General features: G+C 59.2%; 10 protein-coding genes. 5 read left to right on the plus strand and 5 right to left on the minus strand.

Features of this window, described 5'->3' with window-relative positions:
- Positions 1–2: 2 nt before the first annotated feature.
- From kdpD to AC2AXP_RS01760, 5 genes are all read right to left on the minus strand, one after another.
- Positions 3–2,705 carry a two-component system sensor histidine kinase KdpD gene (kdpD, locus tag AC2AXP_RS01740; RefSeq protein WP_273869081.1) on the minus strand — a complete coding sequence of 901 codons (2,703 nt, stop codon included), beginning with the start codon at positions 2,703–2,705 and terminating at the stop codon, positions 3–5.
- A 72-nt stretch (positions 2,706–2,777) separates the two neighbouring features.
- The gene (gene kdpC / locus AC2AXP_RS01745; RefSeq protein WP_039992362.1) at positions 2,778–3,347 is read right to left on the minus strand and encodes a potassium-transporting ATPase subunit KdpC; all 570 of its coding nucleotides are present in this window, start codon (positions 3,345–3,347) and stop codon (positions 2,778–2,780) included.
- Between the two features lie 18 nt (positions 3,348–3,365).
- Entirely contained in the window at positions 3,366–5,435 is a 2,070-nt protein-coding gene (gene kdpB / locus AC2AXP_RS01750) for a potassium-transporting ATPase subunit KdpB (protein ID WP_484381388.1), read from the minus strand.
- 22 nt (positions 5,436–5,457) lie between these two features.
- Positions 5,458–7,146 carry a potassium-transporting ATPase subunit KdpA gene (kdpA, locus tag AC2AXP_RS01755; RefSeq protein ID WP_484381389.1) on the minus strand — a complete coding sequence of 563 codons (1,689 nt, stop codon included), beginning with the start codon at positions 7,144–7,146 and terminating at the stop codon, positions 5,458–5,460.
- Positions 7,146–7,235 (minus strand): K(+)-transporting ATPase subunit F, encoded by a 90-nt coding sequence (locus AC2AXP_RS01760; RefSeq protein WP_039992361.1) that lies wholly within the window; start codon positions 7,233–7,235, stop codon positions 7,146–7,148. The genes kdpA and AC2AXP_RS01760 overlap by 1 nt, the downstream gene beginning before the upstream one ends.
- A 475-nt stretch (positions 7,236–7,710) precedes the next feature.
- Here AC2AXP_RS01760 and AC2AXP_RS01765 point away from each other — a divergent pair, with 475 nt between their 5' ends.
- The 5 genes from AC2AXP_RS01765 (at position 7,711) to AC2AXP_RS01785 (ending at position 12,281) form a co-directional block, all read left to right on the plus strand.
- A complete protein-coding gene (locus AC2AXP_RS01765; RefSeq protein ID WP_004965842.1) occupies positions 7,711–7,917 on the plus strand; it encodes a YbfA family protein in 207 nt (68 codons plus the stop codon).
- Between the two features lie 142 nt (positions 7,918–8,059).
- Positions 8,060–9,013, plus strand: a complete 954-nt coding sequence (locus AC2AXP_RS01770) for a YbgA family protein (protein ID WP_004965840.1) — start codon at positions 8,060–8,062, stop codon at positions 9,011–9,013.
- 75 nt (positions 9,014–9,088) lie between these two features.
- Positions 9,089–10,519, plus strand: a complete 1,431-nt coding sequence (gene phrB, locus AC2AXP_RS01775; RefSeq protein WP_484381390.1) for a deoxyribodipyrimidine photo-lyase — start codon at positions 9,089–9,091, stop codon at positions 10,517–10,519.
- 19 nt (positions 10,520–10,538) lie between these two features.
- Positions 10,539–11,519 (plus strand): MBL fold metallo-hydrolase, encoded by a 981-nt coding sequence (locus tag AC2AXP_RS01780; protein WP_004965836.1) that lies wholly within the window; start codon positions 10,539–10,541, stop codon positions 11,517–11,519.
- An 18-nt stretch (positions 11,520–11,537) separates the two neighbouring features.
- Positions 11,538–12,281: a type 2 GTP cyclohydrolase I gene (locus AC2AXP_RS01785; RefSeq protein ID WP_004965833.1), complete on the plus strand. Its 744-nt coding sequence runs from the start codon at positions 11,538–11,540 to the stop codon at positions 12,279–12,281.
- Positions 12,282–12,369: the final 88 nt, after the last annotated feature.

Here is a 12,369-nt window from a genome sequence, read left to right on the forward strand (position 1 = left end):
CCTCAATATTGTTTTGGCAGATCAAAAGCATCGCTGTCCATCTCCGGCATTTTTTCCAGCGGTAGCAGGAACTTGAAACTGGCTCCGCCCTGGCTGGCATCATCGGACCAGATACGGCCGCCGTGCACTTCAATAATGGCACGGCAAATTGCCAACCCCAAACCGACGCCGGGAATCGGTGATTCTTTATTGCCGCGAGCAAACTTGTCAAAAATGCGCTGTTTCTGTTCTTGTGGAATGCCCGGGCCGTTATCCCAGACTTCAACTTCCAGCCAGTCCGGCAAGGTGCGAGCACGAATGCCGATAATAGCATCGTGCCCGGCATATTTATTGGCATTTTCCAACAGGTTGGTGAATACGCGTTCCAACAGGCTGCCGTCACAATTGATCAATACCATGTCGTCGGGCAGCTCGACCCTGATGTCATGCTGGCTGAGGATCGGCTCGAGCATATGCAGCGACGCGCCAACGATCTCCTCCAATGATTGCCACTCTTTACGCAGGCTGAAACCGCCCGACTGAATGCGCGCCATGTCCAGCAGATTGTTCACCAGCCGGGTAGTGCTCAGCACCTGCTGACGGATCTGGCTGGCCTGCTGCGCATGTTGGGAACCTTCGCTGGCCAGATCCAGCGTGAGGATTTCCGCCTGGCCGAACAGCACCGTCAGCGGGGTACGCAAATCATGGGACAGGGCGGCCAGCAGCGAATTGCGCAGCTGTTCGCGTTCAGCGTCCAGTTTGGCTTCGGCGGCACTGCGCGCCAGTTGCAAACGCTCGAGGGCGCTGGCGATCAGCACGGTGAAGGTTTGCAACAGGCGTTGTTGCTCCGGTACCATCAGTTGCCGCAGGTTATTCGGCTCAATCGCCAACAGGCCAAAGGTCTGCTGTGAGGCGGTCAGCGGCAGCAGTTGGTAGGGTACACCGGGCAGCGTATCGGTGCCGGCACCGGCAGGTAGGCCTTTGTCGTAACTCCAACGAGCGATGGCGTCGTCCACCGTCAACAGGCCACCTTCTTCACCGACCATCTGCCTGAGATGGCCGTCGTCCTGTGGCAGCAGCAGAACCGCTTTCGCCTGGAAACTGCTGGCAAGAAAATGACGACTGGCGCTGGCGATGTCCTCGATAGTCAGTGACTGGCTCAGACCTCGCGACATTTCATACAGATGACGCGCCCGCTGCTCGCGATAGCGCGCCACCCGCGCCTGATAACGCACGCCGGCGGTCAGGTTACCGACGGTGATGCCGACGATCAGCATCACCGCAAACGTCAGCAGATACTGCACGTCGCTTACCGCGAATGACCAGTGCGGCTGGACGAAGAACAAATCGAAGCTGGCGACATTGATCACCGCCGCCAGCACCGACGGCCAGCGGCCGTAAAACAGCGCCACGATCACCACGCCCAGCAAATAGATCATCACCAGGTTGGCCTGATCGAAGCCCGGCAGCAACCATTGCGAAAGCAGCGTAATTGCCGCACACAGCGCAAAGGCCACCGCACAGCCACGTAGCTGGATGCGCCATTTGTCACTGAAATTGCGGCCGTCGGCCTCTTTGGCGAGGGGCGACGGCGGTTCATGTTCCAACGCCACGATCACCAGATCGAGATCCGGCCCCAGTTGCCCCAGCCGATCGGCAAAGCTGCTGCGCCATTTCCAGCGCTGTTCGCCGTGGCGACCAATGATGATTTTGCCGAGGTTATGCTCGCGCGCGTAGCGCAAAATGGCACGCTCCTCACTCGGATCGGACAGCGTAGCGGTTTCCGCTCCCAGTTCCTGCGCCAGACGCAGCGCGCGTAAAATGGCGCGTCGCCGATTTTCCGGCAGCCGGTGCAGCGTTGGCGTTTCGACATACACCGCGTGCCAATCACATCCAAGGCGTGCCGCCAGCCGTGCGGCGATGCGCACCAGTTTTTCGTTGCCGCTGTGATGGCCAACGCACAGTAGGATGCTGTCGCGCGTATGCCAGACTTTTTCGCGCCCTTGGGTATCGCGAAAGGCGCGCATTTGATCGTCCACCCGGTCTGCGGTGCGGCGCAAGGCCAATTCGCGCAGGGCAATCAGATTGCCTTTGCGGAAAAAGTGCTCGATAGCGCGTTCAGCCTGGCCGGGAATATACACCTTGCCTTCGTGCAGCCGCTGGCGCAGGTCATCCGGCGGCAGATCCACCAGCACCACTTCGGTCGCTTCGTCAAATACGTGATCGGGCACGGTTTCACGTACGCGCACGCCGGTTACGCCGCCAACGATGTCGTTCAGGCTTTCCAGATGCTGCACGTTGACGGTGGTCAGTACGTCGATACCGGCGTCCAGCAGTTCTTCCACGTCTTGCCAACGTTTGGGGTGACGTGAACCGTGGGCGTTGCTGTGCGCCAGCTCGTCCATCAGCACCAGCGCCGGGTGGCGCGCCAGCGCGGCGTCCAGATCGAACTCATGCACGGCCCGCCCGCGGTGCTGGATACGTTTTTGCGGCAGTATTGGCAGGCCGGCCAACAAAGCGGCCGTTTCGCTACGGCCGTGGGTTTCGACCACGCCGATCAGCACGTCCAGCCCCTGGGCGCGCTGGCGCTGCGCCTCCTGCAGCATGGCGTAGGTTTTGCCGACGCCGGCGCAGGCGCCAAAAAACACCTTCAGCCGGCCGCGAGGCTTTTCGTTGGCGGCGGCCAGCAGGCTATCGGGGTCGGGGCGCTGTTGTTCATCAACCATGTCGGATCCTTGTCACTCAACGCAAAACGGGTCCGGCACGCCGGACCCTTGATGTTATCGCGTAACCTGCGATTACTTTAGCGCATCCAGCGCCATATTCAGTTTCAGCACGTTAACCACCGGTTCACCGATAAAATTCGGCATCGGGCGCTCGCTATTTTGTTCGATCAAATCGGCGAGCCGTTGCGGCGGCAAGTGGCGCGCTGCCGCCACCCGCGCCAGCTGATAGTGCGCCGCTGCCGGGGAAATCTGCGGATCAAGCCCGCTGCCTGAGGCGGTCAGCAGATCGACCGGGATCGGCCCGCGCATAGTAGGATTGGCCTGGCGCAACTGTGCGGCGCGTTCGGCGATGGCCTTATCCAGTGCCGGATTGGAAACCGCCAGATTGCTGCCGGCAGAGGCTTCGGCATTATAAGCCGAATCAGCGGTGGCAGAAGGGCGTCCCCAAAAATACTGCGGCTGGCTGAAGTTCTGGCCGATCAGCGCGGAGCCAACCAGCTTGTCCCCTTGATACAAGAGTGAACCCGCGGCGCGCTCGGCAAACAGCAGCTGTGCCAGTCCGGTGGTCAGCAGCGGATAGGCAATACCGGTGAGCAGCGCCAGTAACAAAAGCATCACCAATGATGGGCGTAAATAAGACATAACTATCTCCTCTCGAGCTTAGCCGGCAACGTGCAGCACGGTGAGCAGCAGGTCGATCAGCTTGATGCCGACAAACGGCACCAGCAGACCGCCGACGCCATACAGCCACAGGTTGCGGCGCAACAGAGCCGCCGCGCTCAGCGCCTTGTAACTGACGCCCTTCAGCGCCAGCGGGATCAGAAACACAATCACCAGCGCGTTAAAAATCACCGCCGACAAAATGGCCGAAGCGGGTGAATGCAGATGCATCACGTTAAGCGCATTCAACTGCGGATAGGTGGCGGCGAACGCTGCCGGAATAATGGCGAAGTATTTCGCCACGTCGTTGGCGATACTGAAGGTCGTCAGCGAACCGCGCGTCATCAGCATCTGTTTGCCGATATGCACCACTTCGATCAATTTGGTCGGGTTGGAGTCCAGATCGACCATATTGCCGGCCTCTTTGGCCGCCTGGGTGCCGGAGTTCATCGCCACCGCGACGTCAGCCTGCGCCAGCGCCGGGGCGTCGTTGGTACCATCGCCGGTCATTGCCACCAGTCGGCCTTCAGCCTGATACTGGCGAATCAAGGCCAGCTTGGCTTCCGGCGTCGCTTCCGACAGAAAATCGTCTACCCCGGCCTCGGCGGCAATGGCGGCGGCGGTCAAGCGGTTGTCACCGGTGATCATCACCGTTTTGATGCCCATTTTGCGCAATTCGGCAAAACGTTCCTTGATGCCGCCTTTGACAATGTCCTTCAGCGCGACCACGCCCAGCACTCTGGGGCCTTCCGCCACCACCAGCGGCGTACCGCCGGTACGCGCCACGCTTTCCACCAGCGCATCTACCGCCGCCGGGAAGTGGCCGCCGTTGGACTCCACGTGGCGACGAATTGCGTCCACCGCACCTTTACGGATCATGCGGTCCTGCACGTTGACGCCGCTCATCCGCGTTTGCGCCGAAAACGGCACAAAGGTGGCATTCAAGGTCTGCAGGTCGCGTTCGCGCAGATTAAAGCGCTGTTTTGCCAGCACCACGATGCTGCGACCTTCCGGCGTTTCATCCGCCAGTGAAGACAGCTGCGCGGCATCGGCCAGTTCCTGTTCTTTTACGCCGGGGGCCGGCAGGAACTCCGAAGCCTGTCGATTGCCAAGGGTGATGGTGCCGGTCTTATCCAGCAGCAGTACGTCGACGTCGCCGGCCGCCTCAACGGCGCGGCCGCTGGTGGCGATGACGTTGGCGCCGAGCATGCGGCTCATGCCGGCGACGCCGATGGCTGACAGCAACCCGCCGATGGTGGTCGGGATCAGACACACCAGCAGCGCCACCAATACGGTCACGCTGACGACCGAGCCGCTGCCGGCGGCATTGACGCTATATTGCGAGAACGGCAACAGCGTGGCCACCGCCAGCACGAACACGATGGTCAGTGCCACCAGTAAAATGGTCAGCGCCACTTCATTCGGCGTTTTACGGCGTTTGGCGCCTTCGACCATGGCAATCATGCGATCGAGGAAGGTCTCGCCGGGGTTGACGCTGCATTGCACCACCAGCCAGTCGGACAGCACGCGCGTCCCGCCGGTAACCGAGGAGAAGTCACCACCGGATTCGCGGATCACCGGCGCCGATTCGCCGGTAATGGCGCTTTCATCCACCGACGCGCCGCCTTCCAGCACTTCGCCATCGCAAGGCAGGGTATCACCGGCTTCCACCAGCACGATGTCGCCTTTGCGCAAGCTGTCTGCGGCGACCTTTTCCGTCGCGCCATCGCGTTTCGCCGCGGCCAGCTTTTTAGCCCAAATGGTTTTCCTGGTGCCCTTCAGACTGGCAGCCTGTGCCTTGCTGCGGCCTTCGGCCAGCGCTTCGGCAACGTTGGCGAACAGCACGGTAAACCACAGCCACAGGGCGATACTGCCGGTAAACGCGGCGCTGCCGTCAGTTTTACCGGCCAGCAGACTGAGCCAGATCAGGGTGGTCAGCACGCTGCCGATATACACCACGAACATCACCGGATTGCGCCACTGGACGCGAGGATCCAGCTTCTTCACCGCGTCGAGCAGCGCGGCCCGTACCAGAACCGGTTCAAAAAGCGCACGTTGTTTGCGAGTCATACGATTTCTCTCTTTATGCCGGTTAGTGTGCCAGCCAGACCTGTAAATGCTCGGCCACCGGGCCTAGCGCCAGCGCCGGAACGAAAGTCAATGCGCCAATCAGCAGTACGGTGCCGATCAACAAGCCGATAAACAGCGGCCCGGTGGTCGGCAGCGTGCCGTTGCCCGCCGGTTGGCGCTTCTTCACGCACAGCGAACCGGCGATGGCCAGCACCGGCAGGATCACGCCAAAACGGCCGACAAACATGGCAAATGCCAGTAACAGGTTGTAGAACGGGGTGTTGACGCTCAGCCCGCCAAATGCGCTGCCGTTGTTGTTGGCGGCGGAGGAGAGGGCGTATAGCACTTCGCTAAAACCGTGTGCGCCAGGGTTAAGGATCCCGGCGCGGCCGGCGGCGGTGCCGATGGCCAGCGCGCTGCCCAGCAGCACCAGCGTTGGCGTCACCAGAATCGCCAACGCGGTCATCTTCATATCGTAAACGTCAATTTTCTTGCCGAGGTATTCCGGCGTGCGGCCGATCATCAACCCGGCGATAAACACCGTCAGCAACACGAACAGCAGCATGCCGTACAGGCCGGAACCGACGCCGCCGAACACCACCTCGCCGATCTGCATCAGCCACAGCGGTACCATGCCGCCGAGCGCGGTGAACGAATCATGCATGGCGTTAACCGCGCCACAGGAGGCGGCGGTGGTCACCACCGAAAACAGGCTGCTGGCGAGAATGCCAAAGCGCGACTCTTTACCTTCCATATTGGCGTTGCTGGCGCCACCCAGGGCGCTCAGATGCGGGTTGCCTGCCAGTTCGGCATACATCACCACCACTACCGCCACCACGAAGATCAGCCCCATTGCCCAGATCAGCGCATGGCCCTGACGGTTTTCGCCCGCCACCTGGCCAAAGGCAAAGCACAGCGCGCATGGGATCAGGAAGATCGCCAGCATCTGTACGAAATTGCTCAATGCGGTCGGGTTTTCAAACGGGTGCGCCGAATTGACACCAAAGAAGCCGCCACCGTTGGTACCGAGCATTTTTATCGCCTCTTGCGACGCTACCGGCCCCATGGGCAGGATCTGCTGCGCGCCTTCCAGCGTGTGCAGGTGCAGGTATGGCGACAGGTTCTGCAGCACGCCCTGGCTTACCAGCAACAGTGCGATAATCAGCGATAGCGGCAGCAATACATACAGCGTGATACGCAGCAGATCTACCCAGGCGTTGCCAATGGTGGCGCTTGAACGGCGAGCGAAGGCGCGAATCAGCGCGAACGCGACGGCGATGCCGGTGGCGGCGGACAAGAAGTTTTGCACCGCCAGACCTGCCATCTGGCTCAGATAGCTCAGGGTGCTTTCACCACTGTATGCCTGCCAGTTGGTATTGGTGACGAAGCTGACGGCGGTATTCAGCGCCAGATGCCACGACAATCCCGGAAAGCTTTGCGGATTGAGCGGCAGCGCGCCTTGCCCCATCAGCAGGGCAAACAGCAGTACGATACCCAGCAGGTTGAACATCACGATCGCCAGGGCATATTGCCGCCAGTGCATTTCTGCGCCGTTGTTGCCGCAGCAGCGCCAGACGCCGGCTTCGAAGCGGCGTAATATCGGCAGTGGTTCGCCTTCTATAAGACGGGCCAAAACGCTGCCCAGCGGGCGGGACAGCACCAGAAGAACCAGCATGAAGCTGGCGATAAGTAGAAAGGCCGACGCAGCCATCAGAAATCCTCCGCATTAAACAGCGCGTAAACCAGATAGCCCAACAGCAGCAGAACCAACAGCGCACCACTTATGACGCTGAAACTCACGGGACACCTCCACAGGTGTAGGTTTGGATAGCGGGAGTGTAGAGAGGGCGGTAGAAAGAAGATGAAAAAATAGGGTGGGCCGGTGTAAAAAAAGTATAAAAACGCCGACGTGCGCGGCAAAAAAAGAGGGCGATGCGTTACGCAAGGTAAACTTGCCATTAACGTAGCCTTGGTTGTTAGTTAACCTTTATGTAACAAACTTTCAGTATAAGCAGTAAATGAGTGATTTTTTGTGCGATCTGGTGGTCGGATGAGTAGTAAACTTTCAGCCGATGCGCTAAAATTTTGTCCAGTTAACACATTATCCCGTTTTCTTTTACGCTGAGCTGTTCCTGACCGTTGTGCCCCGCAGCCGGCGTTATATTAACCCCGCAATTTGTTGGCATCGTATCAAGCCGGCCATTCGGTAAACGCGGGTTTACCGGCTGAGGCCGTGCGGCAGCGATGTTAAACAATAGGGTCAAAGGAGGTTCGCATGTCCCTGTATCACGCTTATCCATTGCATCGGATTCTCCTGCGCCGCAGCGCAGTAGTCCTGCTCGGCATATTGGCTTTGCCGATCATGCTGTTCCGCGCCGATCGCGCACGGTTCTACAGCTATTTGCACCGCGTCTGGTCCAAGACCAGCGATAAACCGGTGTGGCTGCAACAGGCGGAGCTGGCGTCTGGCGATTTTTACTAAACCGCGCTGCCGTGCCTGCAACCCTCGCATTGACATGCGGGGGTTTTTTTTCGCCATTTTTTAGCGTATTACCTTCGGTAGGTCGTATTAACTCACGAATTATTCTACACTTTTAGCATAATCCATCCTGCAGGGAACCAACATGAGCGATAAAATTCCGATCGGTATCAGCGCTTGCCTGTTAGGGGGCGCAGTGCGTTTCGACGGCGGCCATAAACGGCTGGCCTTTGCGGTGGAACAGCTGGCACCGTTCGTGCAATTCGAGGCTATCTGCCCAGAAATGGCGATGGGATTGCCAGTCCCTCGTCCAGCGTTGCGGCTGGTCAAAAAGGGCCAGCAAACGGCGTTGTGCAACAGTAATGACAGCACGGTGGATGTTACCGATGATATGCAGCAGTTTTCCGCCCAACGGGTCGCGGCGCTGCAGCATTTATGTGGTTACATCGTCTGCGCCAAGTCGCCGAGCTGCGGCATGGAACGGGTCAGGGTGTATGGCGAACACGGCGAGGGCGCACGCAAAAGCGGCGTTGGGCTGTTTACCGCCGAACTGATGCGGCAGATGCCCTGGCTGCCGGTAGAAGAGGACGGCCGACTGAATGATGCGCAGCTGCGGGAGAATTTTGTCGAACGCGTCTACACGCTGTACGAACTGAATATGCTGTGGCAGCAGGGTTTGACGCGTGGCGCGCTGATGGCTTTTCACAGCCGTTACAAACTGTCGCTGCTGGCGCATTCACAGATGGAATATCGCCAGTTGGGGCGCTTTGTGGCCGCCATCGACCAATGGTCGTCGCTGGACGCCTTTGCACAGGAATACCGCAGCCGGTTGATGAAATTGCTGGCGCATAAGGCCACGCGGCGTAACCACACCAACGTACTGATGCACGTGCAAGGCTACTTCCGTCGTCAGCTCAGTGCGGCACAACGGCAAGAACTGGCGCAACTGATTGACCGTTATCGTCAGGGAATGCAACCGCTGTTGGCACCGATCACCCTGTTAAAACATTATATGGCGGAATATCCCGACAGCTATCTGGCGCAGCAACGTTATTTTGAGCCCTATCCGGAAGCGCTGCGGCTGCGTTACGGCCATTGAGCGCTCGGCGATGGCCGGGATCTGCCAGCCGATATTATCAACCCGCAAAGGGATAGCTCACCATAAAGGAGTGTTATGACCACCCATCTGGTCTGGTTGCGTAACGATTTGCGTGTCACCGACAACCAGGCGCTGTATGCCGCCTGTCGCGATCCCCAGGCCACGGTGATGGCGGTATTTATCGCCACGCCGCAGCAATGGCGGCAACATCATATGGCTGCGCGTCAGGCGGCGTTTATTCACGCCACGCTGCGGCAGCTGCAACAGGCGTTGGCGCAGCGCGGCATCCCGCTGGTCACCCAGCAATGTGACGATTTTGCCGCCGCCGTCGATTGGCTGGCTGATTTCTGTCAGGCTTTGCACGTTGATGCGCTGTTTTACAATCGCCAATACGAATTGAATGAACGACGGCGCGACCGCCAGCTGGAACAGCGTCTGAACGGCATGGTGAACTGCCAGGCGTTTGATGACAGTCTGTTGCTACCACCCGGCAGCGTACTGAGCGGTAACGGCGAAATGTATAAAATGTATACGCCGTTTCGCCGGGCGTTTCTGGCGCGTTTGGCGGAGTCTGACATTGCCAGTCTGCCGGCGCCCGTGCAGCGGTCCTGCGGTCAGTGGCAGGCCATCACGCCGCCGGCGCCGTTCGATTATCCTGCCGCTGAGCTTGACGACGGGTTCCCGGCGGGAGAGGAGGCGGCGCTGCGCCGGCTGCGCCATTTTTGCCGGCAGCAGGTGCAGGACTACCATCATCAACGCGATATTCCTGCGGTTGATGGCACCAGCGTTCTGTCACCCTATTTGGCGGTCGGCGCGCTGTCACCACGGCAATGTGTCAATCGTCTGCGTGCCGAATGTCCAGATATGCTGGCCAATCCGCACGGCGGTGCTTTCTGCTGGTTGAACGAGCTGATTTGGCGCGAATTTTACCGTCATTTGCTGGTGGCGAATCCGGCGTTGTGCCGCCACCGTCCCTTTATTGCCTGGACAGACCGGGTACGCTGGAACCCGGCGGCTGACAATTTCCTCGCCTGGCAGCAGGGGCGCACCGGTTATCCGATCGTCGATGCCGCCATGCGTCAGCTCAACCAGACCGGCTGGATGCATAATCGTCTGCGGATGATCGCCGCCAGTTTTTTGGTGAAAGATTTGCTGATCGACTGGCGTGCCGGCGAACGCTACTTCATGTCGCAACTGCTGGACGGCGATCTGGCCGCCAACAACGGTGGTTGGCAATGGGCAGCATCGACGGGCACTGACGCCGCACCGTATTTTCGCATTTTCAATCCCACCACCCAGGGCAAACGTTTTGATCCACAAGGCAGTTTTATTCGCAAGTGGTTGCCCGAACTGGCGGATGTGCCCGACAATGAACTCCATCAGCCCCACCGTTGGGCGGAAAAACAGCAACGAGTGCTGGATTATCCGTTGCCGATTGTCGATCACCCACAGGCCCGGCTGGCCACGCTGGCAGCGTTTGACGCGGCGAAGCGAGGAGCAGGGTAACGCGAGCAAGGAGCGAAGTATGTTGAAGAAGGTGTTGGCCGTTTGTCTGAGCGGTTACTCGGCGCTGGCGATGGCCGGTTTTGACGTGGTCGCACTGGGGGTAAACGGTGGCATCAGCGACGGCAATCTGACGTCCTACCTGATCCGCAGCGACGGACAGACACAGTATGTGGCGCTGGACGCCGGCTCATTGCTGCCCGGCATCGCCAAAGGGCTTGAAAAGGGCAGTTTCCCCCAGGTCACACCTCAACTGGCTGCGCCCTATACGCCGCAGGGGTACGTGTTTCGTCAATTGATTGGCGGCTATTTTATCAGTCACGCGCATCTCGACCACCTGGCGGGCCTGGTGCTGGCGGCGCCGGAAGATAACAAGAAAACCCTTTATGCCTCTTCAGATACCGTACTGACGTTGCGTAATCACTACTTCAACTGGAAGGTCTGGCCCAACTTCACCGATTCCGGCAACGGCGCCCGGCTGGGAACCTACCGTTTGCAGCCGGTGCGGGAGCAGCAGCGTTTCACCTTCGGCACTACCGGGCTGAGTGGCGTACTTTACCCCCTCAGTCACGATCGTTACCCTTCGTCGATGGTGTTGCTGTCCGATCGCAGCGGCGCATTTGCCTACTTCGGCGATACCGGGCCGGACGCGGTGGAGCAGTCGCGTCATCTGGATACCGTCTGGCGTGCGTTAGGTCCGCTGATCCAGCAAAAAAAGTTGAAGGGGATGATTATCGAAACCTCTTACCCAAACGGGGTGGCGGACAATCAGCTGTATGGTCATTTGACGCCGGACTGGCTGCTAAAAGAGCTGCATAACCTGCAAAAGTACAGCGGCGGCGACGGTTCGCTGCAAGACCTGCCGGTAGTGATAAGCCACGTCAAGCCGAGCATCAGGCAAGGTGACGATGTGCGCACCACCATTAAACGACAGTTGGATCAGGGGAACGATCTCGGCGTGAAATTTATCATGATGGAACAGGGCGATCGGCAGACGTTTTAATTTTAAAGAGAGAAATCCATGCATAACCTCGATCTGGAAAAACTGATCAACAACGAACTTAACTGCGCGGCGTTCCAGGACTATGCGCCCAACGGCCTGCAGGTGGAAGGGCGGCCACAGGTGCAGCGCATCGTCACCGGGGTAACTGCCTGTCAGGCGCTGTTGGACGCGGCGGTTGAACAGCAGGCTGACGCCATTGTGGTGCACCATGGCTACTTCTGGAAAAACGAAGCGCCGGCGGTGCGGGGCATGAAACGCAACCGCTTGAAGACGCTGCTCTGCAATGATATCAATTTGTACGGCTATCATCTGCCGCTGGATGCGCATCCGGTATTGGGCAACAACGCACAGTTGGCGCAGATGCTGGACATTGGTGCGATCGGTGAAGTGGAGCCGTTGGTGCCGTACGGGGAGCTGACTCAGCCATTGAGCGGTGAGCAATTGCAGCAGCGGATAGAAAGCCGCCTTGGGCGTACGGTGTTGCACTGCGGTGACAACGCGCCGGCGCAAATCCGTCGGGTGGCCTGGTGTACCGGCGGCGGACAGGGCTTTATCGACAGCGCGGCGCGCTTCGGCGTTGACGCCTTTATCAGCGGCGAAGTGTCTGAACAAACCATTCACAGCGCACGGGAAATGGGCGTGCACTTCTTTGCTGCCGGCCACCATGCCACCGAGCGTGGTGGCGTCAAGGCGTTGGGAGAATGGCTGGCGCAGCAGCATGGTTTTGACGTGACCTTTATCGATATCCCTAATCCCGCCTGATTTTTTCTCTTCAGGATCAGCCCGGCCACCGCGCCGGCTGAATCCTTTTACCGGCCTATCTCCTTATTTTCTCAATGGTTGCGTTCTA

The organism is Serratia sp. Sp408 (assembly GCF_057180665.1).

Excerpts from the sequence above, each read along its gene's own strand:
- kdpA (WP_484381389.1), bottom strand. The coding sequence starts at position 7,146 with ATGGCTGCGTCGGCCTTTCTACTTATCGCCAGCTTCATGCTGGTTCTT.
- phrB (WP_484381390.1), top strand. The coding sequence starts at position 9,089 with ATGACCACCCATCTGGTCTGGTTGCGTAACGATTTGCGTGTCACCGAC.
- AC2AXP_RS01765 (WP_004965842.1), top strand. The coding sequence starts at position 7,711 with ATGTCCCTGTATCACGCTTATCCATTGCATCGGATTCTCCTGCGCCGC.
- kdpD (WP_273869081.1), bottom strand. The coding sequence starts at position 2,705 with ATGGTTGATGAACAACAGCGCCCCGACCCCGATAGCCTGCTGGCCGCC.
- AC2AXP_RS01785 (WP_004965833.1), top strand. The coding sequence starts at position 11,538 with ATGCATAACCTCGATCTGGAAAAACTGATCAACAACGAACTTAACTGC.
- AC2AXP_RS01770 (WP_004965840.1), top strand. The coding sequence starts at position 8,060 with ATGAGCGATAAAATTCCGATCGGTATCAGCGCTTGCCTGTTAGGGGGC.
- kdpB (WP_484381388.1), bottom strand. The coding sequence starts at position 5,435 with ATGACTCGCAAACAACGTGCGCTTTTTGAACCGGTTCTGGTACGGGCC.
- kdpC (WP_039992362.1), bottom strand. The coding sequence starts at position 3,347 with ATGTCTTATTTACGCCCATCATTGGTGATGCTTTTGTTACTGGCGCTG.
- AC2AXP_RS01780 (WP_004965836.1), top strand. The coding sequence starts at position 10,539 with ATGTTGAAGAAGGTGTTGGCCGTTTGTCTGAGCGGTTACTCGGCGCTG.